Genomic DNA, 21,017 nt, shown 5'->3' with positions numbered 1-21,017 from the left:
GATGTATGCGGGCCGGGCGGTGGAGCACGGGAGTGTGCAGCGGGTGTTGCGGGCGCCGCAGCATCCGTACACGTGGGGGTTGTTGTCGAGTGTGCCGTCGTTGCACGGTGACGCGGACGCGGATCTGGTGCCGATTCCGGGTAACCCGCCCAGTCTGATCAACCTGCCGTCGGGGTGTGCGTTCCATCCGCGGTGCCGGTGGGCCGGCGTGAACGGCGACCGGTCCCGCACCGAGGTGCCTGAGCTGGTTGCGGCGGGGGCGGCGGGGCATCTGGTGGCCTGCCATCTGTCGGCGGGGGATCGGGAGCGGATCTACCGCGACGAGGTAGCCCAGGTGGGGGTGGCCCGATGAGCACCGAGACCGAGCCGCTGCTGTCCGTGCGCGGGCTGACCAAGCACTTCCCGGTCCGGCAGGGCCTGCGCGCCACGGGTGCGGTGCGGGCGGTGGACGGGCTGGACTTCGACGTGCGTGCGGGGGAGACGCTCGGGCTGGTGGGGGAGTCGGGGTGTGGGAAGACCACGACCGGGCGGATGCTGGTGCGCCTGCTGGAGCCCACGGCCGGGTCGATCGCGTTCGCGGGGCGGGACATCACCCACGCGAGACGGGGTGAGCTGCGCGGGTTGCGGCAGGACCTGCAGATCATCTTCCAGGACCCGTACGCGTCGCTGAACCCCCGCCACACGGTCGGGCGGATCGTGGCGATGCCGTTGCAGGTCAACCGGATCACCCCACCCGGCGGCGTCAAACACCGCGTCCAGGAACTCCTCGAACTCGTGGGCCTGAACCCGGAGCACTACAACAGGTATCCGCACGAGTTCTCCGGCGGGCAGCGCCAGCGTATCGGCATCGCCCGCGCCCTGGCGTTGAAGCCGAAGCTGATCGTCGCCGACGAACCCGTCTCCGCGCTGGACGTATCCATCCAGGCGCAGGTCATCAACCTGCTCCGCAGCCTGCAACACGACCTGGACCTGGCGTTCGTGTTCATCGCCCACGACCTGGCCGTGGTGCGGCACTTCTGCCACCGCGTCGCCGTCATGTACCTCGGCAAGATCGTCGAGATCGGCGACCGCGACACCATCTACACCCGCCCGCAACACCCCTACACCCGGGCGCTGCTGTCCGCGATCCCCGACGTCACCACCCTCGGCCCCGCCGGACGCATCCGCCTCACCGGCGACGTCCCCACCCCACTCAACCCACCGTCGGGCTGCCGCTTCCGCACCCGCTGCTGGAAAGCCACCGACCACTGCGCCACCGAAGAGCCGGCGCTGACCACGCGGAACGACGGCCGGCAGCAAACCGCCTGCCACTACCCGGAGAAGCAGACACCATTCGACGCGGTCATGGGAACCGATCCCGCACCTTGACCAGGGGACGCCGAGCGGTCACAGCGGTGACGGGTCGTCGCGCAGCCGGCTGTAGAGCCACCCGTCCCGCCAGGCGCCGGCCCGGAACTCACAGGCCCGCAAGACCCCCTCCAGCTGGAAGCCGGCCTTCTCCAGCGATCGCTGCTCGGCAACGTTCTCGGGATGGGTGCCGGCCTGGATGCGCTGCGCCGGGGTGTGGCTGAACAGGTAGTCGCAGAGCAGCGCCTGGGCCCGCCAACCGAGACCCCGGCCGCGCCATTCGGGCAGCAGCACGATGCCGATCTCCCAGTACGGTGCCCGCCCGCCGTACTGGCCCTGGCGATAGCTGAGAAATCCGGCCGCCACGTCGGGGGGCTCGACCTGGACGATCAGGCCGCCCACCTGCTCGCCGAGATAGCCGTCCTCGGCGAAGCGGCGGGCCGGCGCGGCGGCGTCCCGGAAGCCGGCCCAGTCGAGCCCGATCAGCCCGGGTTCGACAGCGAAACGGCGCAGCATCGCCAGGTCGTCCTCGGCCACCGGGCGCAGTCGTACGGTCGAGCCGGGCGCCTCGTGCACGACGCCGGCCACCAGCGGATCGGAACTCTGCATCCTCCGCACCGTAGTGACGGGCCGGGCCGCCCGCTGCCCGCGCCCGGCGGCTGACCGCCTAGACGGAACGCCACGAATCAGAAGGCAGCGCGGACGCCTGCGGCCCCATCACCAGCATCCCCCCGTCCACCGCCCACGACGACCCCGTCACGTACGCCGCCGCCGGCGAGGCGAGCATCGCCACCACCGCCGCCACCTCCCGGGCGTCACCGGGACGTCCCACCGGCACGCCGGGCCGGTCCTGCGTGAACGGGTCGACGTCCTCCTGACCGGTCATCGGGGTGGCGATCTCGCCCGGCGCGACGGCGTTGACGGTGATCCCGTCGGCCGCCAGCTCCTGTGCCATCACCTTCGTGAGCAGGCCGAGCCCGCCCTTCGCCGCGCAGTACGCCGACGAGCCGACGCGGGGCGCGTGCTCGTGGACGCTGGTGATGTTGATGATCCGGCCGCCACGTCCGGCCGCGCGCATCCGCCGGGCGGCCCGCTGCGAGCACAGGAACGGGCCGTCCAGGTCGACCGCCAGCACCTCGCGCCACTTCGCCCATCTCACGTCCACGAACGGCTCGGACAGGCCGGTGCCGGCGTTGTTGACGAGCACGCCCAGGCCGCCGAGCCGGTCGGCCAGCTCGTCGATGACCGCCGCCGCCTCGGGGAGCCGGGTCAGGTCCAGCTCGGCGGTCTCGCAACGGCGGCCGGTGGCGCGTACCTCGGTGGCGGTACGGCCGGCGCCCGCCGCGTCGCCGTACCAGGTGATGCCGATGTCGTAGCCGGCCTCGGCGAGCGCCACCGCGCACGCCTTGCCGATGCCGGAGTCCGCGCCGGTGACGATCGCGACGCGGTCGTAGTCCTCGTATCGTTCGGGCATGTCCGCGCACTACCCGCGGGCAGCGACCTCAACCGGCCGGACGACCCCGGCTCGCCCGGCGGTTTCGTCGGACCCGCTCGCTAGGGTACGGGCGTGATCGCCGATGACTCCGATGCCGTGACAATCCGCTTCCTGCGCATGATGCGAGCCGAGATAGGCGCCGAACGGGTGGGCGAGGATTCGCTCGGCCGCACCGTCGACCTGGCCCGGCGCTGGTGGGGCACCGGCGCCGCCGCCGACGCGCGGCTCGCAGACGCGCTGCGCGAGCTGCACGGCGAGCCGGTCGACCCGGCCGATCCGCACGACGTGGCGGGTGCCGCGAGTGCCCTGACCGCCGACGCCGGTGTGCTGACCGAGCCGGATCCGCGCGGCGCGGCGATCGCCCGGTTCGCCGCCAACGCCCGGCGGCTGCGCACCGGCGAGATCACCCCGGCCGAGTTCGACGCGCTGACGGCGCGCGACCGCACCGACGACGCCGACGCCTGACGATCAGCTGATGGCGCGCGACCGCAGCGACGCCGACGCCTGACGACGAGCCCTGCATCTGCCGGCGTGGTTGCCGGACGCCCGGAACCTGCGCACCCGGCGTCACGCCGCGCGACCGGCCGTCAGCACGCCGGCGGGTCAGCCCTTCCGGACCGGCACGGCCAACTCCGGCGCGTCGGCGGTGAGCAGCGCCGTCCGTGACGGCACGCGCCACAGCTCGGCCAGAGCCGCCGCCAGGTCGTCCAGCATCAGGCGTACGGTCGGCGCCGCTCCGTCGTGCATCGCCTCGACCACGACCAGCACCTCGGCGGTGTCGGCCCGTACCGCCGACATGCCGCTCTGCCGGTGGCACCAGCGCCGGGCGTGCGCGTGCCCGCCCTGGTCGGCGAAGATCACCTCGCCGGGCGCGGGCTGCTCCGACTCCCCGCCGAGGCCCAGGTAGGACTCGGTGCCGTCGGCCGCGCGGACGGTCAGGTCGCCGTCGATCCCGGCCAGGTCGAGCACGGCGACCGGGACCGCGTACCGGACCGAGAGCGCGTTCCCGAGGTCCACGAGCGGGTGCAGCCGGGGCAGGTCGCCGTCGCGCCGCAACCGGCGCAGCAGCGACTCGGCCGCGCACCGGTAACGGGTCGGCGGGCAGCCCATCCGGGCGAACGCGCGGCGCCACGCCTGGATCTCCGCGAAGCCGCCCTCGGGCCCGGCGGCGAGCCGGTCCCGGGCGGCGCCGAGATGCCCCGCGGACAGTGGCGTGACGTCGACGTCCGGCGTGACGCCGGTGGCGTGCAGGACGCCGCAGGTCAGTTCCGGGAAGGCCGACCAGATCTCGGGGGAGTGCCGGAAACGCACAGGGAGACTCCTTTTCGGGCGGTGGGCTGGGACGGGTCAGGCGGAGAAGGCGAGGCCGAGGCCCAGGACGAGGAAGCCGCCGGCGAAGGCGTGCCGCAGCAGCGCGGTCAGCCGGGGCCGGGACAGCACGCGGCGGCGCAGTGCGCCGGCCAGGAGCGCGTACCCGGCGAACACCAGCAGCGTGACAGCCATGAACACCAGGCCGCAGGCGAGCATGCGCGCGGTGGCGGCGGGCGCGTCCGGCGGTACGAACTGTGGCAGCAGCGCCACGAAGAACACCGTCACCTTCGGGTTCAGCAGGTTCAGCAGCACCCCGTCCCGGAACACCGCCGCCGTGGGACGCGGGGGCCGGTCGCCGCCGACGGTGAGCGTGCCCCGGTCGCGCAGCGCCGACCAGGCCATCCAGAGCAGGTACGCCACACCCAGCCAGGTCACCACGCGGAACGCCGGCGTGCCGGCGCGCAGCAGGGCGGCCAGGCCGGTCACCGCGGCGATCACGTGCGGGACGAGGCTGAGCGTGGCACCGGCGGCAGCGGCCAGCCCGGCCCGGCGTCCGGCGGCCACGGCGGTGGCGAGCGTGTGCATGACCCCGGTGCCGGGACTGATCGCGACGACGAGTGAGGTCAACAGGAAGGCGGCTGTCATACGGTCCAGCCTGTGGCCATAATGGTCCGATGAACAGGGCCAAAGCTGTCGTCATCGAGAAGTCCAAAGCGGCCGGTGCGGACTTCCTCCAGCTCGACGTCGGCGAGGCGCCCCCAGGTGGCCGCGCGGACTGGCTGGCCGCCCGGCTGCGATCGGCCATCGCCGACGGCCGGGCACCGGTGGGCACCCGCCTGCCGGCCAGCCGGGTGCTCGCCGCCGAGCTGGGGGTCTCCCGGGGAGTGGTGACCGAGGCGTACCAGCGGCTGGCCGAGGACGGGCAGGTGGCCGGGCGCGGCCGGGCCGGAACGGTGGTGGTCGCCTCACCGGCCGCCGTGGTCACCCGGGCGCCCCGGCCCAGGCGAGCAGCGGAGGTGTTCGCCGGCCGGCCCGGCCTCGACGTCTTCGACGAGTTGCGCGCCGTACCCGCGGAGGTGGACCTGACTCCCGGCGTACCCGATCTGGCGGCCTTTCCCCGCGCGGCCTGGCTGCGGGCCGAACGGGCCGTGCTGCACCGGATGACGCCCGCCGCGCTCGCCTACGGCGACCCGGCGGGTGCGCCCGCGCTGCGGTCGGCGGTGGCGAACTGGCTGGCCCGCAGCCGGGGCGTCCGCGCCGACCCGGCCGAGGTGGTGATCGTGGCCGGGGTGTCCCAGGCGCTCGGCCTGCTCGCGCGGGTGCTGAGCGACCGGGGTACGCACACCGTCGCGGTCGAGGACCCCGGCTCGCTCGGCGTACGGCAGCACCTGGCCTATTCCGGGCTGGCGACGCCGCCGGTCCCGGTGGACGACAGGGGCCTGCGCGTCGACGAGCTGGAGCGGTCCGGCGCGCCCGCCGTGCTGCTCACCCCGGCGCACCAGTTCCCGACCGGGGTGGTGCTCGACGGCGACCGGCGCCGGCGGCTGCTGCGGTGGGCGCGCGACGGCGGCCTGGTGGTGGAGGACGACTACGACGCCGAGCACCGCTACGACCGTCCGCCGGTGCCGGCGCTGCGGGGCATGGCGCCGGACCGGGTCTGCTACGTCGGCAGCATCTCGAAGCTGCTCGCGCCGGCGCTGCGGATCGGGTGGCTGCTGGTGCCGCCCGCGCTGCACGCCGACGTGGTGGCCGCGAAGCGGGCGGCCGACCTGGGCAACGCGGCGCTGGCGCAGCTCGTGCTGGCCGAGCTGATGGAGTCCGGGGCGCTGGAACGGCACCTGCGGCTGCTGCGGCACCGGCACGTACGCCGCCGGGACGCGATGATCCGCGCGGTAGGCGCGTACCTGCCGGGGGCGGTGGTGCACGGCGCGGCGGCCGGGCTGCACCTGATGGTCACGCTGCCCGGTGACGTCGACGACCGGGCGCTGGCGGCGGCGGCGCTGCGCCGGGGCGTGAAGGTCCATCCGCTGTCCTGGCACGGCCAGCGCCCGCAGCCACCCGGCCTGGTCCTCGGCTACGCGTCGACCTCGCCCTCCGACCTCGACCGTGCCCTCTTCACGGTGGCCGAGGCCCGCCGCACCCTCACCCCGCCCTGATGATCAAGGAGTTCGTGTCCGAGTCGATCTCCTCGAAGGACACGAACTCCTTGATCACCGGGGGACAGGCAGGGCGGAGGGCGGGTGGTAGAGGGCGGCCAGGGCGGTGGCGGTCTCGGACAGGCGGGCGCGCAGCGCCTCCGGGGTGAGCACCTCCACGTCGGCACCGAGCCGGAGCAGGTCGCCGTGCGCGTGGGTGAGCGACTCGATCGGGATCACCGCGTGCACCCAGCCGGTGGCGTCGGGCGGGCCGGCGCTCGCCTCGGCGGCGGCCACCACCACGTCGCTGCCGACCTCGCGCAGCCGGGCGAACCCGCGCGGCGACAGCCGGATGCGTGCCTCGTCGCGGTGCAGACCGGCCCGGAACTCCACCACGTGCGCGCGCCACCAGGCCGGCAGGTCGAACTCGGGCCGCTCGAACGGCTCGTCCAGCGGGGTCAGGTCGAGGATCTGGTTGACCCGGTAGGTGGCCGGGCCGGCGCGGTCCGGCCGGGCGGCGACCAGATACCAGCGCCCGCCCTTGAGCACCAGCCCGTACGGTTCGAGGACGCGGGTCTTCTCGCCCCGCCAGCCCCGGTACCGCACCCGGACCCGGTGCTGCCGCCACACCGCCTCGGCGGCCTCGGCCAGGTACGGCGACGGATCGCCGTCGGAGTACCAGCCCGGCGTGTCCAGGTGGAACCGCTGCTCCAGCCGGGCCGCCCGGTCGGCCAGCGGCGCGGGCAGCGCAGCCCGCAGCTTGAGCTGGACGGCGGCGACGACCGACTGGTAGCCCAGCTCGGCCGCCGGTCCGGGGAGCCCGGCGAAGAGCAGACGGTCGGCCTCCTCGGCGGTGAGTCCGGTCAGCCGGGTCCGCCACCCCTCCACGAGCCGGTAGCCGCCGTCGTGCCCGGCCTCGCCGTACAGCGGGATACCGGCGGCGTGCAGCGCCTCGACGTCCCGGTAGACGGTGCGCGCCGACACCTGGAGGCGGTTGGCCAGGTCGGCGGCGGTGAGCCGGCCGTGCGCCTGGAGGAGCAGCAGGATGGACAGGAGTCGACTCGCCCGCATTCCACTGACACTAGCTGTCAGGGGAGCGCTCCTAGCGTGCCCGCATGGCTTTTCACGACAAGGAGCTCACAGTGCCGGGGACCGTCGAGGTGGCCGGCCGGCACGTCAAGCGCTACCACATGGACCAGCCGGACCGCCGCCTCGAACCGCGGGTGGTCGACGCCGCGTACGCGTACCTGCCGGCGCTGCTGCCCGCACCGGACGGCGCCACCCCGCCGGCGAGCTGGGTGGTGCTGCACCGGGGCGCCGACACCGGGGCGTACCTGCTGGCGTACAGCTGGTTCTTCGACAACGTGGTCGAGTGCCGCATCGCGATCGCCGGGCAGCCCGCGCTGGACTGCCCGGACGACGACCCGGCGCACTTCGTCGACCTGACCCGCCCCGGTGTCGGCTGCGTCTGGGAGCTGGGCGTGCTGGAACACGAGCGCATCGCCTGGATCCGGCACGTGCTCGCACCGGACCGGCCGGACCTCGCGGGCTACCTGGCGGACGCCCGGGCGCAGGGGCCGGTGGGCCGCTGATGGGCGACTTCGAGTTCGCCGGTGTCAGCGAGGCGCGCTCGTTCTTCGACGGCGCCGGCAGCTTCGACGAGATGCGCTGCCCGAGCCGGGGCTTCTCCGGCTCCTCGGTGCGCATCCTGAACCCGGCGACCGGGCTGTGGTCGATCTACTGGATGCACAGCGCGCGGGGCGTGCTGGAGCTGCCGCCGGTGGTGGGCCGGTTCACCGGCGGCGTCGGTGAGTTCCACGCCGACGACACCGACGAGGGGCGGCCGGTGCGCTGCCGGTTCCTCTGGTCGGCGGTCACCGCGGGCTCCTGCCGCTGGGAGCAGGCGTTCTCCACCGACGGGGAGCGCACCTGGGAGACCAACTGGATCATGGAGTTCCGCCGGACGGCCTGAGCGGCGGCGTGACCGGCGGCGTGGTGGTCCGGTAGATCGCGGTCAGCCACACGTCGAGCAGCACGTCCACCACGTCCCGCTCGGCCACCGCCGGGCCGTCCCCGGCGAAGGTGGCGTACCAGACGCGCTCGTTCATCGAGTTCAGCGCGATGGCGAGGTCCCGGGCGGGCAGCCCGTCCGGGGCCGCGCCGCGGGCGCGTTCGGCCTCGATCGCGGCCTGCACCGCGCGGACCCAGCGTTCCAGCACCTCGGCCCAGAGCCGCCGCACCTCGGCGTTGGTGCCGCGCACCTGGGCGCAGGCCAGCACCACGTCGCGGTGCCCGCCGAAGGTGGCGTGGAACCGGGCGATCAGCTCCCGCCAGTGGGCGCGCGGATCCTCGGCGAGCCGCTCGAACACGCCACCGGCGGCGGCGTCGGCCTCCTCGGTGACCCGGTCGAGCAGCGTGAGCAGCACCGCGTCCTTGGACGGGAAGTAGAAGTAGAACGTGGGCCGGGAGATCCCCGCGCCGCGCGCCAGGTCGTCGATGGAGATGTCGGCGAAGGGACGCTCGGTCAGCAATCGCTCGGCAGTGGCCAGGATCGCGGTCTCCCGGTCGTCGCCGGTGGACCGGCCGGCCCGCCGCCCGCGCGTCGGCGCGGCGCCGGTCGGCGTACGGGCGGTCGTCATGCCGGCAGATGCTACACCCGCTCGACACCCTGTCGATTCGACTCGACACGGTGTTGACTGCGGTCGACGGCGATGGATAGTGTCCGGTCCACCGCCGGTGCGAACGGGAGAAACCGATGGACACAGACCACGTCGACGTCCTCATCGTCGGGGCCGGCCTGTCCGGCATCGGCGCCGCCGTCCACCTCGGACGCGAATGCCCCGGCAAGACCTACGCGGTGCTGGAGGCCCGGGGTGCCATCGGCGGCACCTGGGACCTGTTCCGCTACCCGGGCATCCGCTCCGACTCCGACATGTACACCCTCGGCTACTCATTCAAGCCGTGGACCGACCCGAAGGCCATCGCCGACGGCGACTCCATCCGGGCGTACGTGCGGCAGACCGCCCGCGAGTACGACGTGGAACGGCACATCCGCTTCCACCACCGGGCGGTACGCGCCGAGTGGGACAGCGCCACCGCGCGCTGGACCGTGCACGCCCACCGCGACGACACCGGCGAGGACGTCACCCTCACCTGCGGGTTCCTGTTCACCAACTCCGGCTACTACCGCTACGACTCCGGCTACACGCCGCGGTTCCCCGGCGTCGAGCGGTACGCCGGCACGCTCGTGCACCCGCAGCACTGGCCCGAGCACCTGGACCACACCGGCAAGCGGGTCGTGGTGATCGGCAGCGGCGCCACCGCCGTCACCCTGGTCCCGGCCATGGCCGAGCGGGCCGCCCACGTCACCATGCTCCAGCGCTCACCCACGTACGTGATCGCGCTGCCCTCGCGCGACCCGTTCGCCGACGCCGCGCGGCGCTGGCTGCCCCCGAAGGCCGCGTACGCGGTGGCCCGGTGGAAGAACGTCACGCTCGGCGTGGCGAACTTCCAGCTCAGCCGCCGCGCCCCCGGTGTGGTGAAGCGGTTCCTGCGCCGCGCCGCGAAGGGCCGGCTCCCGTCCGGGTACGACGTCGACAGGCACTTCTCGCCCCGCTACAACCCGTGGGACCAGCGGCTCTGCGTGGTGCCGGACGGGGACCTGTTCGCCGCGCTGAGCGCCGGCCGCGCGTCGGTGGTCACCGACACCATCGACACGTTCACCGAGCACGGCATCCGGCTCGCCTCCGGCGAGGAACTGCCCGCCGACGTGGTGGTCACCGCCACCGGCCTCAACCTGCTCGCGCTCGGCGGCATGACGCTGGTGGTCGACGGCGCCGAGGTCGACCTCGCCTCGACCGTGGCCTACAAGGGCATGATGCTCTCCGGCGTGCCGAACTTCGCCATGACCATCGGCTACACGAACGCCTCCTGGACGCTCAAGGCCGACCTCGTCGCCACGTACGTCTGCCGGCTGCTGCGCCACCTCGACGACACCGGCCGGCAGATCGTCACGCCGCTCGCCCCGGACACCGACGACCTGGTGCCGATCATCGACCTGCAGTCCGGCTACGTGCTACGCGCCGTCGACCAGCTGCCCAAGCAGGGACCGCAGGCGCCGTGGCGGCTGCACCAGAACTATCCCCGCGACGTCCGCCTGATGCGGCACGGCCCGCTCACCGACGGCGTCCGGTTCGACCGCGCCGGTGTACCCGCCACGGCGGCCACCACCTCGGGGGGAACCGATGCGTGACCTCGTCTTCCCCGGCGGCACGGCGGTGCTCACCGGCGCGGCGAGCGGCATCGGCGCGGCGCTGGCCCACGGGCTGGCCCGGCGCGGCGCCGACCTGGTGCTGCTCGACCGGGACGCCGACGGCCTGGCCGCCACCGTCGCCGCGGTCCGGGCCGCGTACCCGGACCGGCGGGTGGAGACCCACGTGGTCGACCTGGCCGACGCCGACGCCACCGATCGGGTCGCCGCCGAGATCCACCGTGCGCACCCCCGGATCCGGCTGCTGATCAACAACGCCGGGGTGGCGCTGGGCGGGCGCTTCGACCAGGTCACAGTGGAGGAGTTCCTCTGGGTCATCGAGATCAACTTCCGGGCGGTGGTCCGCCTGACCCATGCGCTGCTGCCCGCGCTCAAGGCCGAACCCGGTGCCCACCTGGTGAACGTGTCCAGCCTGTTCGGGCTGATCGCCCCCGCCGGGCAGGCCGCGTACGCGGCGAGCAAGTTCGCCGTACGCGGCTTCACCGAGGCGCTGCGGCACGAGCTGGTCGACGACGGCGTCGGCGTCACCTCGGTGCACCCGGGCGGCATCCGCACCCGGATCGCCGCCGGCGCCCGCGTCGGCAGCGGCGTGGCCCTCGACGAGTACGAGGCCGGGCGGAGGCAGTTCGAGAAGCTGCTCACCATCGACCCGGCGGTCGCCGCCGAGGTGATCCTGCGCGGCGCTCGGCGACGCCGCGGCCGGGTGCTGATCGGCTGGTCGGCGAAGCTGCCCGACCTGCTCGCCCGCCTCGCACCCGCCGGGTACGGCCGGGTGCTGGCCCTGGCCATGCGCCAGTCCCGCCCGGTGGCCACCGTCGCCGAGGTGCCGGCCCCACGGACCGAGGAGGCCGCGCGGGAACCCGGACGCACGGCGTGACGGTGGCCCTCCCGCCGGCCGGCGCGCGCGTCGTCGACGGCCGGCGCGTGCGCTGCCGGATCAGCGGCGACGGGCCGCCCGTGGTGCTGCTGCACGGCATCGGCCGTACCCTCGACGACTTCACCGCCCTGCACACGGCGCTGGCGCGCGACCACCTGGTGCTCGCGGTGGACCTGCCCGGGCACGGCGGCTCCGCGCCGCTGGACGGGCCGCACACGCTGCCAGCACTGGCCGCCGCGGTGACCCGCTTCCTGGACGTGGCCGGGGTGACCGGCCCGGCGCACCTGGTCGGCAACTCGCTCGGCGGGGCGGTGGCGATGCGCCTGGCCGCCGACGAACCGCGGCGCGTCGCCAGCCTGGCGTTGCTCAACAGCGCCGGCTTCGGCCGAGAGGTGACGGTGGCGCTGCGGCTGCTGGCGGTACGCCCGCTGGCCCGGCTGCTGCTGCGCCCGCACCCGGGGATCGTCCGCCGCACCGAACGGGCGATCTTCCACGACCCGGCATACGTGACCGAGGAGCGGCTCGCCACAGCGCTCGCGGTGGCCCGGCAGCCGCACGCCGCCCGGGTGATGCTGGAGCTGGTCCGCGACCTGGGCACCTGGCGCGGCGTACGCCCGCGGTGGCGCGCCGACCTGCTCGACGCGGTGGCCGCGCTCGACCTGCCCACGCTGCTCGTCTGGGGCGAGCGCGACCTGGTCCTGCCCGCCGCGCACCTGGCGTACGCCCGCACACGGCTGCCGGACGCGCGCAGCCACCTGTTCCGCGACACCGGGCACATGCCGCAGATCGAGCGGACCGCCGAGGTGGAGGCGCTGCTGAGGGAGCTGTGGGCCTGACCGGTGGCCTGCGCCACTGTCCCGGCCCGCGCCGGGCCGTCCGGGCGACCCGGGGAGCAAGCTTAGATACATGACGCATCCCAGCCGGACCGCGCCGTCCGCCGCCGAACGGGCGTACCGGCACCTCAAGCAGGCCATCCTGGAACAGGTCTACCCGGGCGGCCAGCTCGTCAGCGAGGGCGAGATCGCTGAGGCGACGGGGGTGTCCCGCACCCCGGTCCGGGAGGCGCTGCTGCGGCTGGAGACCGAAGGGCTGGTCAAGCTCTACCCGAAGCGCGGCGCGCTGATCCGGCCGGTGTCGGCCCGGGAGATCGCCGACGTCATCGAGGCCCGCCGACTGGTCGAACTGCACGCCGCCGACCGGGTCTGGCCGCGCCGGGCCGCGCTGCGCGCCGACCTGGCCCGCCGGCTGGACGAGATGCGCCGCGCGCACGCTGCCGGTGACATCACCACCCTGATGGCCGCCGACCGCTCGTTCCACGCGGCGGTGGTCGAGGCCGCCGGCAACGAGATCCTCGCCGAGCTGTACCACCGGCTGCGCGACAGGCAGCTGCGCATGGGGGAGGCGAGCTTCCGGCTCTCACCCGGCTGGGCCGAGGTCGCCCTGGCCGAGCACGCCGGCCAGCTCGCCGCGCTCGACGGCGACGACCCGCAGGCGTGGCACGACGCGGTCGCCGCGCACATCGACACCGCCGCGCGGATGCTCGGGACGCTGCGGTGAACGCGGGTCGCCGCCCCGCCGCCCTGGTGTACGCGGTGGCCGTCACCGCCTATCTGACGGCCGTGTTCCACCGCAGCTCCCTCGGCGTCACGGGGGTCGACGCGGCGGACCGCTTCCACATCAACGCCGCCGCGCTCGCCACGTTCTCCGTCGCCCAGCTCGCCGTCTACGCCGCCATGCAGGTGCCGGTCGGGGTGCTGCTGGACCGCTACGGCTCACGCCGGCTGCTGCTGGCCGGCGGCGCGCTCATGGTGGCCGGGCAGCTCCTGTTCGCCGTGGCCGGCGACGTACCGGCCGCCGTCGCCGCCCGGGTGCTCGTCGGCCTCGGTGACGCGATGACGTTCATCAGCGTGCTGCGCATCGTCGCGTTCTGGTTCCCCGGCCGGCGCAACCCGCTGCTGGTGCAGCTCACCGGCACCGTCGGCCAGCTCGGTGCGGTGCTCGGGGCCGTACCCCTGGTGCTGCTGCTGCACCGCGCGGGCTGGACCCCGGCGTTCCTGACCGCCGCGGCGCTCGGCGCCACGGTGGTGCTGCTGGTCCTCATCGCGGTACGCGACACCCCGCACGCCGAGCACGCCACCGCGCTCGCCCCCGACCTGGCCACCGTGCGGCGGCAGCTCGCCGACGCCTGGGCGCAGCCCGGCACGCGGCTGGGCCTGTGGACGCACTTCGTCACCCAGTTCTCCGGCGCCGTGTTCGCGCTGCTGTGGGGGTACCCGTTCCTCGTGCAGGGGCAGGGGTTCTCGCCGACCGCGGCGGCCGGGATGCTCACCCTGATGACAGTGGTGACGCTCGTGTGCGGGCCGGTGATCGCGCACCTGTGCTCGCGCCACCCGTTCCACCGCTCGGTGGTGGTCTTCGCGATCACCGCCGCCACCGCCGGGGTGTGGGCGGTGGTCCTGGCCTGGCCCGGCCGCGCCCCGCACTGGCTGCTGGTGGCGCTCGTGGTGGTGCTCGCGGTCAACGGCCCCGGCTCGATGATCGGGTTCGACTACGCCCGCACGTTCAACCCGGTGCACCGCATCGGCAGTGCCACCGGCATCGTCAACGTCGGCGGCTTCGTCGCCTCGATCGCGCTGATCCTGGCCGTCGGCGTGGTGCTCGACCTGGCCACCCCGGCCGGGCAGGCCGCGCCGCCGCTGTCCGCGTTCCGCTGGGCGTTCGCCGTGCAGTTCCTGCTCTGGACGCTCGGCGCGGTGCAGGTGCTGCGCTACCGCAACGCCGCCCGTCGCCGGCTCGCCGGGGAGCGGGCCGCCGCCGTGGTCCCGGCGGCGGCCTGAGTACGCGGGCAGCCGGGCGCGGTTTCGGCTCGGCCGGCTCAGGGCCGGTGCCGCGCCAGCGAGTCGAGCATCAGGGTCAGCCCCGCGCCGACCAGCCACACGTCCTTGGCCAGGCCGATGCCCTCCTGGCTCGGCCGCAGGCTGCTGCCCTCGCGCATACCCGGCGTCTTGAGGTAGAGCTGCACCAGGCCCGCGCCGAACGCGGTGAGCGCTGCCCCGGCCAGCAGCGACGGGACGAACGGGGCGAGCAGCGCCGCGCCGAGCGCGACCTCGCCCCGCGACAGCAGCACGGCGAACCGGTCCGGCGGGATCTGCCGCAACTGCGGCATCGCGCCGGCCGCCATGCCGTGCATACCAGCGGCGGCCTCACCCTCCAGGCCCCGCTTGCCCAGCCCGGAGTTCAAGATGTACGCGCCGATGGCGACCCGCAGCGGAGCATGCGACAGCCTCATGATCACTCCTGTCCCACCTGGTAGAACCGGCACACCGGGTACCCGGTCATGACCAGGACAATCCGCCGGGCTTCATTGGTTCGCCCGTCATGATCAGCGGTAGGTTCTGGGTGCAGACGCATGCAACGAAGGAGGCACCGTGAGCCAGGAAGTCCGGGGAGTCGTGTCGCGGCGCAAGGGCGCGCCCGTGGAGGTCACCACCATCGTGGTGCCGGACCCGGGGCCGGGCGAGGCGGTGGTCCGCATCCAGTCGTGCGGCGTCTGCCACACCGACCTGCACTACCGCGAGGGCGGCATCAACGACGACTACCCGTTCCTGCTCGGCCACGAGGCCGCCGGCATCGTGGAGCAGGTGGGCGACGGCGTCACCGACGTGGCGCCCGGCGACTTCGTGGTGCTCAACTGGCGCGCGGTCTGCGGGCAGTGCCGGGCCTGCCGCCGCGGCCGCCCGTGGTACTGCTTCGCCACCCACAACGCGACGCAGAAGATGACGCTCACCGACGGCACCGAGCTGACGCCCGCGCTCGGCATCGGCGCGTTCGCCGAGAAGACGCTCGTCCACGCCGGGCAGTGCACGAAGGTCGACCCGTCGGCCCGGCCGGCGGCGGTCGGCCTGCTCGGCTGCGGCGTGATGGCCGGTCTCGGCGCGGCCATGAACACCGGCAACGTGACCCGGGGCGACTCGGTCGCGGTGATCGGCTGCGGCGGTGTCGGCGACGCGGCGGTGGCCGGCGCGGCCCTGGCCGGCGCGACCACGATCATCGCGGTGGACACCGACTCCCGCAAGCTCGACTGGGCGCGCAAGTTCGGCGCCACCCACACCGTCAACGCCTCCGAGGACGACGCGGTGGAGGCCATCCGCGCGGCCACCGGCGGCTTCGGCGCCGACGTCGTGATCGACGCGGTCGGCCGTCCGGAGACGTGGAAGCAGGCGTTCTACGCCCGCGACCTGGCCGGCACCGTCGTGCTGGTCGGCGTGCCGACCCCGGAGATGACAGTCGACCTGCCGCTGCTGGACGTCTTCGGCCGCGGCGGCGCGCTCAAGTCCAGCTGGTACGGCGACTGCCTGCCCAGCCGTGACTTCCCGATGCTCACCGAGCTGTACCGGCAGGGCCGGCTGGACCTGGACGCGTTCGTCACCGAGGAGATCGCCCTCGACCAGGTCGAGGAGGCGTTCGCCCGGATGCACCACGGCGACGTGCTGCGCTCGGTGGTGGTCTTCCCGTGACCGCCCGCGTCGACCACGCCGTCACCTCCGGCACGTTCTCGCTCGACGGCCAGACGTTCGACGTGGACAACAACGTCTGGGTGGTCGGCGACGACGCCGAGTGCGTCGTCCTCGACGCGCCGCACGACGTGGCCGCCATCCGTGAGGTGATCGGTGACCGGCGGGTGGTGGCGATCATCGCCACCCACGCCCACGACGACCACGTCCGGGTCGCGCCCGAACTGGCCCGGGCCACCGGCGCGCCGGTGCTGCTGCACCCGGCCGACCGGGTGCTGTGGGACATGGTGCACCCGGACACGGCACCGGACGGCGAGCTGACCGACGGGCAGACGATCACCGCCGGCGGCACCACGCTGCGGGTGCTGCACACCCCGGGTCACAGCCCCGGCGCGTGCAGCCTGTACGCCCCCGACCTCGGCACGGTCTTCACCGGCGACACCCTGTTCGCCGGGGGACCGGGCGCCACCGGGCGGTCGTACAGCGACTTCGGCACCATCGTCGAGTCGATCCGTACCCGGCTGCTCACGCTGCCGCCGGAGACGGTGGTGCACACCGGGCACGGCGACGACACCACGATCGGGGCCGAGGCGCCGCACCTGGACGAGTGGATCGCCCGGGGCCACTGAGGACACGCCCGAGCGGGCCCGGCCGGAGTGATCGGTCCGGGCCCGCTCGCGCGTCCCGGGCCGGAAACCGTGTGGCCGCGCGGCGGCGCGACACGTGATACTCGGGCCCGTGCCGGTCGCCACCCTCACCGCCGCCCAGTCCGCCGCGTTGCGCCACGTCCGCGACGTCGCGCTGCGCGACCGTCCCGCCGCGCTCGCCGTCATCGCCGGCCACCTCGCCGCCTCCGGCGCCACCTACCGGTACGAGGAGGTCGTCGCCGCGGTCACCGGGTACGGCCGCCTGACGCACAACTTCCACCCCGACCGGGTGCTGCGCGACGGCCGTACCGTGGCCGAGGCGCTGGACGAGGAGGGCGTCTACCGCAGCCAGTTCGAGACCGGCATCTCCAACGGCGGCCTGACCGCGTACCCGGGCGGCGATCGGGACGTCTGGGAGCAGGCGATGTTCGGCGGTGCGTACCAGCGTCCCGGCGTGCTCCCCGCGCAGCGCCCGAAGTACGGTGGCCTGAACCTGCTCGACCACGCCGACGGCGCGTGCCCCCGGTTCGGATCCTGCCACCTGCGGCTGCGCCCGGAGGTGCTGGCCCGGGCCACGTTCAGCTTCGGTGACAGCCACATCGAGCCCACCGAGTTCGGCACCGTCGACGTCTTCGAGCCGGTGTTCGCGGCGCTGCTCACCGCCACCGCCGGTACCGGCGTCGCCCTTGGCGTGTCCGGCATGGACACGGGCATGCTGTTGCGGACGCTGCTGCGCCGCCGGGAACGGGAGTCCGGGCGGGTCGGCCGGGCGCTCGACGACTACATCGAGGCGCAGGTGCACGGCGAGATCAGCCTGGCCCGTGACGTCGAGGCGCTGGTGGTCGACCCGTCGTTCCGTGATACCGACGCCGGGCGGCGCCTGGCGGGGATCGCCGCGCGGCACGGCCTGGCGCTGCGCTACCACCCGGGCTTCGTGCTGCCGGTCGACGCCGTGGACGCCGAGTTCCGGGGCCCGGACATCCCGCCGCTCGCCGCGCGTGTGCACGCCGAGTTCGCCCGCCCGGGGGAGCCGCTGCATGCGGCGCTCGTCGGGCGGGCCGCCGCCTCGGTGGTACGCGAGCCGCAGCGCTGGACCGACCGGGGACCGGCCGCGGTGACGTTGCAGCACCTCAAGCAGCTCTGGCACGTGCTGGTCCGGTTCGGCGTTCCGGCCTGATCGTCCCGCTCTGCCGTGGCCACGACTCTGCTGCCCGGAATCCCGGGTGACCTGGACCGCAGCCTCGGCCCTGCCCGGCATTTCCGGAATGACCGACACGGCGGACTCGTTGTGTCCCCCGTGCCGCCGGAACCCAAACACCTACCCGGCGGTAGTCCCTCGAGGGGCGCTCACCCCGGAGCGCGTCGTAACGATCGAAAGGGCAACCATCGTGAAGCAGCACTTCACTCGATGGCTCCCCGCCATCGCGAAGACCGCCGTCGCGAAGACCGCCGCCGTCACCCGTAACCGCCGTGCCGCGCTGAGCGTGGCGGGCGTGGCAGTCCTGGGCGGCCTGGCCGTCGGCCCCGTAGCCGTGGCCGCGCCGGTGACCAGCGGGCCGCACGCCGGCGCCAAGGCCGCCATCGACCTGGCGACCGGCAAGAAGACCTCCACCGAGGCGGTCAAGCCCGGCCAGACCACCGGCCTGGACAAGGTGCCGACCCGGGCCGACCGGCCGGCCAAGGAGAAGCTCGTGCCGCACGGCGTCGAGGGCGCGCAGTCGCGCATCCCGCTCGACGACGCGCAGCTCGACAACGCCAAGGCCATCGTCGAGGCGGCCAAGGAGACCGGCGTGGGGGAGCGGGGCGCCGTGATCGGCGTCGCGACCTCGCTGCAGGAGTCGAAGCTCTACAACCTGGGTCACCTCGGCGCGTACAACGACCACGACTCGGAGGGCCTGTTCCAGCAGCGCCCGTCGTCCGGTTGGGGCACGTCCGAGCAGATCACCGACCCGGAGTACTCCAGCAAGGCGTTCTTCAACGCGCTGAAGAACGTCGGCGGCTGGCACGAGCTGCCGCTGACCACCGCCGCGCAGACCGTCCAGGTGTCCGCCTACCCGTACGCGTACGCGCAGTGGGAGGAGCAGGCCGCGGACATCGTCCAGCAGGTCTGGTGACCCGAAACCCGTAAAGAACGGCCGGCCCTCTTCCGAGGGGCCGGCCGTTCTCGTCGATTTTGGACTTGTGGCACCTCGCAGACCTCGGATAACGGACATCCTGGGCGCCACAACTCCAAGATCGCCGGGGAGGGCCGGCGGGGAGGGCGGGGTGTCCGGTTCGGCTGTGGTGGGCGGCACTCCGGGGGCGGAATCGGGGGCGGGTGGGTGGCGTTGTAACCCGGTGCGCGACCGGAGGGGCGCCACCGAGCGCCCACCCGGCGGGAACAACCCCGGGTCGTCGGTCGTTGCAGATGCACCCGGCACGCCCCGCGCTGCCGGACCCCCGAGATCCCCTTGAGCGCCTGACGGTGCCCACGCATCCCCTCGGATGCGTCGACCCCCGAACGGAGCCCACCATGAACACGATCCTGCGCAAGAGCATCCTCGGTATCGCCGGTCTCGCCTTCACCGGTGGCGTGTTCGCCGGTCCGGTCGCCGCCCACGCGGCGGAGACCACCAAGCCCACCCTGGTCGCGGTCCAGGGTGTCAGTGCCAGCCCGCAGGGCGAGCAGTCGCACGTGGACCTGAACGACGAGCAGCTCGCCAACGCCAAGGCCATCATCGCGGCCACCAAGAAGGCGGGCCTGCCCGAGCGCGCCGCGGTCATCTCGATCGCCACCGCGCTGCAGGAGTCGAAGCTGGAGAACCTGGGTCACCTGGGTGACCGCAACGACCACGACTCGCTGGGCCTGTTCCAGCAGCGGCCGTCCAGCGGCTGGGGTACGCCGGAGCAGATCACCGACCCCGAGTACTCGACGCTGGCGTTCCTCAAGGGCCTCAAGCAGGTCGACGGCTGGCAGGACATGCCGCTGACCGAGGCCGCGCAGACCGTGCAGGTCAGCGCCTACCCCGACGCGTACGCGCAGTGGGAGAAGCAGGCCGCCGAGATCGTCGCCGAGCACTGGAACAAGTAAGACCCGTCGAAAGGCCGGTACCCGGATCGGGTGCCGGCCTTTCGTGTGCCCTCAGCCGCTGTGCGCGGCGAGCCACGACAGCACCGGCTCGACCACCGACGGGTCCAGCGGCTGCTTCGCCTCGTCCCGGTACGCCCGCAGCGACGGCGGCCCGGGCCGGCGGCGCAGCACGTGGGTGACGTCGGGCAGCACTCCGGTCCGCACCGGCCCGCCGGCGTGCGCGGCGATGACCGGCAGGTCGGCCGGGTCGGTCTGGAGGTCCTTGTCGCCGGTGAGCGCGAGGATCGGGGCGTCGACGCGGGCCAGGTCCGGCCGCGGGTCGTAGCGCAGGAACTCCCGGAACCAGCGGGCGTTGAGCCGCTGCCCGCCGACCCACGCCACGTCCTTGTCGGTGGCGAGGATCTTCTCGTGGTTGCGGGCCACCTTCGCCGCCAGGTCGGTGCGGGTGAGCCGGAGCACGAGGCGTACCGGCGCGGGCAGGGTGGGCAGCAGCCGCCCGGCCTGCCGGCGCAGCACCTCGGCGCCGGTGCGCCCGGGCGCGGACAGCAGGACCAGGCCGGCCACCGGTACGCCGCGCGCGGCGAGCGCGACAGCGGTGAGCGCGCCCTCGCTGTGCCCGACCAGGAACATCCGCCCGGCGTCCACGGCCGGGTCGTCGCGCAGCGCCGCGACCACGGCGGCCGCGTCGTCGACGTTGTCGTGGAAGCCGGTACGCAGGAACTCGCCGCTGCTCTCGCCGACGCCCCGCCTGTCGTACCGGGCGACGGCGATCCCGGCCCCGCTCAGCGCGGCGGCCAGGTGCCGTTGGATGCCCAGCGGCAGGCGGCGGTGGTCGCCGTCGCGGTTGATCGGCCCGGAGCCGGGCAGCAGCAGCGCCACGGGATGCGGCCCGGCACCGTCGGGCAGGGTGAGCGTGCCGGACAGCCGGTGCCCGCCCGAGCCGACGATGAACGCGCGGTCGACTGTCACCGCAGCACCGCCGCGGCCAGGGCGTCGGCGTCGTCGGCGCCGATGAGCAGGGAGTCGTACGCCTGGCCGGTGAGGGTGATGCGGACGGCCGGCTGGCCGCCGCGGACGCTGACGAACTCCTTGCCGGCCTTGCCGCGCCAGGTGCCGACGTTGCGCGTGCGGGGCACGCCGAGTCCGGGCGCCCGGATGCCACGGGTGGCGCGGGCGCCGTCCGGTACGACGACGGCGCCGCTGACGGCGGAGCGGGGGAACGACAGGTCGCCGCGCAGGGCCCAGATCTTCTCGGCCGGGGTGAGCCGGACGTCGATGCGGTCGGGGGTGAGGTCGATGGTGGCCATCGGTGGACTCCTCGCTTCTGTTATCGTCAGTGAGAACATTACCG

Annotated in this window: 25 protein-coding genes; 16 read left to right on the top strand and 9 right to left on the bottom strand. The window is 74.0% G+C overall.

Annotated elements, in window-relative coordinates:
* Window positions 1-352, top strand: a 352-nt coding sequence (locus NMK34_RS15180) for an oligopeptide/dipeptide ABC transporter ATP-binding protein (protein ID WP_412098883.1), incomplete at its 5' end; no start/stop codon positions are given.
* Window positions 349-1,368, top strand: a complete 1,020-nt coding sequence (locus tag NMK34_RS15175; protein WP_318333947.1) for a dipeptide ABC transporter ATP-binding protein — start codon at window positions 349-351, stop codon at window positions 1,366-1,368. The genes NMK34_RS15180 and NMK34_RS15175, both read left to right, overlap by 4 nt.
* 18 nt (window positions 1,369-1,386) lie before the next feature.
* Here NMK34_RS15175 and NMK34_RS15170 read toward each other — a convergent pair whose 3' ends face one another.
* Entirely contained in the window at window positions 1,387-1,956 is a 570-nt protein-coding gene (locus NMK34_RS15170) for a GNAT family protein (protein WP_318333946.1), read from the bottom strand.
* A 58-nt stretch (window positions 1,957-2,014) separates the two neighbouring features.
* Entirely contained in the window at window positions 2,015-2,821 is an 807-nt protein-coding gene (locus NMK34_RS15165) for an SDR family oxidoreductase (protein WP_318333945.1), read from the bottom strand.
* 93 nt (window positions 2,822-2,914) lie between these two features.
* Here NMK34_RS15165 and NMK34_RS15160 point away from each other — a divergent pair, with 93 nt between their 5' ends.
* Window positions 2,915-3,307, top strand: coding sequence for a hypothetical protein (locus NMK34_RS15160; protein WP_318333944.1), 393 nt, complete (start codon window positions 2,915-2,917; stop codon window positions 3,305-3,307).
* A gap of 138 nt (window positions 3,308-3,445) precedes the next feature.
* Here the strand turns inward: NMK34_RS15160 and NMK34_RS15155 are convergent, their stop codons facing one another.
* Window positions 3,446-4,153, bottom strand: a complete 708-nt coding sequence (locus tag NMK34_RS15155) for a B3/4 domain-containing protein (protein ID WP_318333943.1) — start codon at window positions 4,151-4,153, stop codon at window positions 3,446-3,448.
* Window positions 4,154-4,189: 36 nt separating this feature from the next.
* Window positions 4,190-4,798 carry a LysE family translocator gene (locus NMK34_RS15150; RefSeq protein ID WP_318333942.1) on the bottom strand — a complete coding sequence of 203 codons (609 nt, stop codon included), beginning with the start codon at window positions 4,796-4,798 and terminating at the stop codon, window positions 4,190-4,192.
* 29 nt (window positions 4,799-4,827) lie between these two features.
* Between NMK34_RS15150 and NMK34_RS15145 the strand changes: the two genes are divergently transcribed.
* The gene (locus tag NMK34_RS15145) at window positions 4,828-6,309 is read left to right on the top strand and encodes a PLP-dependent aminotransferase family protein (RefSeq protein WP_318333941.1); all 1,482 of its coding nucleotides are present in this window, start codon (window positions 4,828-4,830) and stop codon (window positions 6,307-6,309) included.
* A gap of 54 nt (window positions 6,310-6,363) precedes the next feature.
* Here the strand turns inward: NMK34_RS15145 and NMK34_RS15140 are convergent, their stop codons facing one another.
* Window positions 6,364-7,359 carry a transcriptional regulator gene (locus tag NMK34_RS15140; RefSeq protein WP_318333940.1) on the bottom strand — a complete coding sequence of 332 codons (996 nt, stop codon included), beginning with the start codon at window positions 7,357-7,359 and terminating at the stop codon, window positions 6,364-6,366.
* A gap of 44 nt (window positions 7,360-7,403) precedes the next feature.
* Here NMK34_RS15140 and NMK34_RS15135 point away from each other — a divergent pair, with 44 nt between their 5' ends.
* Entirely contained in the window at window positions 7,404-7,880 is a 477-nt protein-coding gene (locus NMK34_RS15135; RefSeq protein ID WP_318333939.1) for a hypothetical protein, read from the top strand.
* The gene (locus NMK34_RS15130) at window positions 7,880-8,260 is read left to right on the top strand and encodes a hypothetical protein (protein ID WP_318333938.1); all 381 of its coding nucleotides are present in this window, start codon (window positions 7,880-7,882) and stop codon (window positions 8,258-8,260) included. Before NMK34_RS15135 ends, NMK34_RS15130 begins: the two co-directional genes overlap by 1 nt.
* Here the strand turns inward: NMK34_RS15130 and NMK34_RS15125 are convergent.
* The gene (locus tag NMK34_RS15125) at window positions 8,235-8,927 is read right to left on the bottom strand and encodes a TetR/AcrR family transcriptional regulator (RefSeq protein ID WP_318333937.1); all 693 of its coding nucleotides are present in this window, start codon (window positions 8,925-8,927) and stop codon (window positions 8,235-8,237) included. The two genes, NMK34_RS15130 and NMK34_RS15125, sit on opposite strands and share 26 nt — an antisense overlap.
* Before the next feature lie 116 nt (window positions 8,928-9,043).
* Between NMK34_RS15125 and NMK34_RS15120 the strand changes: the two genes are divergently transcribed.
* The 5 genes from NMK34_RS15120 to NMK34_RS15100 all read left to right on the top strand — a co-directional run bounded on the left by NMK34_RS15120 (window position 9,044) and on the right by NMK34_RS15100 (window position 14,272).
* Window positions 9,044-10,540 (top strand): NAD(P)/FAD-dependent oxidoreductase, encoded by a 1,497-nt coding sequence (locus tag NMK34_RS15120; RefSeq protein ID WP_318333936.1) that lies wholly within the window; start codon window positions 9,044-9,046, stop codon window positions 10,538-10,540.
* Window positions 10,533-11,435: an SDR family NAD(P)-dependent oxidoreductase gene (locus NMK34_RS15115; protein ID WP_318333935.1), complete on the top strand. Its 903-nt coding sequence runs from the start codon at window positions 10,533-10,535 to the stop codon at window positions 11,433-11,435. Before NMK34_RS15120 ends, NMK34_RS15115 begins: the two co-directional genes overlap by 8 nt.
* On the top strand, window positions 11,432-12,271 hold the full coding sequence (locus NMK34_RS15110) for an alpha/beta fold hydrolase (RefSeq protein ID WP_318333934.1): 840 nt from the start codon (window positions 11,432-11,434) through the stop codon (window positions 12,269-12,271). Before NMK34_RS15115 ends, NMK34_RS15110 begins: the two co-directional genes overlap by 4 nt.
* 70 nt (window positions 12,272-12,341) lie before the next feature.
* A complete protein-coding gene (locus NMK34_RS15105) occupies window positions 12,342-12,992 on the top strand; it encodes a GntR family transcriptional regulator (RefSeq protein ID WP_318333933.1) in 651 nt (216 codons plus the stop codon).
* The gene (locus NMK34_RS15100) at window positions 12,989-14,272 is read left to right on the top strand and encodes an MFS transporter (protein WP_318333932.1); all 1,284 of its coding nucleotides are present in this window, start codon (window positions 12,989-12,991) and stop codon (window positions 14,270-14,272) included. The genes NMK34_RS15105 and NMK34_RS15100 overlap by 4 nt, the downstream gene beginning before the upstream one ends.
* A gap of 38 nt (window positions 14,273-14,310) precedes the next feature.
* On the opposite strand, the gene NMK34_RS15095 is transcribed toward NMK34_RS15100, so the two are convergent.
* Entirely contained in the window at window positions 14,311-14,724 is a 414-nt protein-coding gene (locus NMK34_RS15095) for a hypothetical protein (RefSeq protein ID WP_318333931.1), read from the bottom strand.
* Between the two features lie 139 nt (window positions 14,725-14,863).
* On the opposite strand from NMK34_RS15095, the gene NMK34_RS15090 reads away from it, so the two are divergent.
* The 5 genes from NMK34_RS15090 to NMK34_RS15070 all read left to right on the top strand — a co-directional run bounded on the left by NMK34_RS15090 (window position 14,864) and on the right by NMK34_RS15070 (window position 19,666).
* Window positions 14,864-15,952, top strand: coding sequence for an S-(hydroxymethyl)mycothiol dehydrogenase (locus tag NMK34_RS15090; RefSeq protein WP_013286410.1), 1,089 nt, complete (start codon window positions 14,864-14,866; stop codon window positions 15,950-15,952).
* Window positions 15,949-16,578: an MBL fold metallo-hydrolase gene (locus tag NMK34_RS15085; RefSeq protein WP_318333930.1), complete on the top strand. Its 630-nt coding sequence runs from the start codon at window positions 15,949-15,951 to the stop codon at window positions 16,576-16,578. Before NMK34_RS15090 ends, NMK34_RS15085 begins: the two co-directional genes overlap by 4 nt.
* Before the next feature lie 94 nt (window positions 16,579-16,672).
* Complete coding sequence (locus NMK34_RS15080) at window positions 16,673-17,773, top strand: DUF3626 domain-containing protein (protein ID WP_318333929.1); 1,101 nt, start codon at window positions 16,673-16,675, stop codon at window positions 17,771-17,773.
* A gap of 211 nt (window positions 17,774-17,984) precedes the next feature.
* Complete coding sequence (locus NMK34_RS15075) at window positions 17,985-18,710, top strand: hypothetical protein (RefSeq protein WP_030275023.1); 726 nt, start codon at window positions 17,985-17,987, stop codon at window positions 18,708-18,710.
* Window positions 18,711-19,108: 398 nt separating this feature from the next.
* A complete protein-coding gene (locus NMK34_RS15070; protein WP_318333928.1) occupies window positions 19,109-19,666 on the top strand; it encodes a hypothetical protein in 558 nt (185 codons plus the stop codon).
* Between the two features lie 51 nt (window positions 19,667-19,717).
* Here NMK34_RS15070 and NMK34_RS15065 read toward each other — a convergent pair whose 3' ends face one another.
* Entirely contained in the window at window positions 19,718-20,635 is a 918-nt protein-coding gene (locus NMK34_RS15065) for an alpha/beta hydrolase family protein (protein ID WP_318333927.1), read from the bottom strand.
* Window positions 20,632-20,973 (bottom strand): hypothetical protein, encoded by a 342-nt coding sequence (locus NMK34_RS15060; RefSeq protein WP_318333926.1) that lies wholly within the window; start codon window positions 20,971-20,973, stop codon window positions 20,632-20,634. The genes NMK34_RS15065 and NMK34_RS15060 overlap by 4 nt, the downstream gene beginning before the upstream one ends.
* Window positions 20,974-21,017: the final 44 nt, after the last annotated feature.

The sequence above is a fragment of the Micromonospora sp. BRA006-A genome, from assembly GCF_033433935.1.
Classification (GTDB): domain Bacteria; phylum Actinomycetota; class Actinomycetes; order Mycobacteriales; family Micromonosporaceae; genus Micromonospora; species Micromonospora aurantiaca.
The sequence above is the reverse complement of the archived record's forward strand: the minus strand, read 5'-3'. Positions and strand labels throughout refer to the sequence as shown.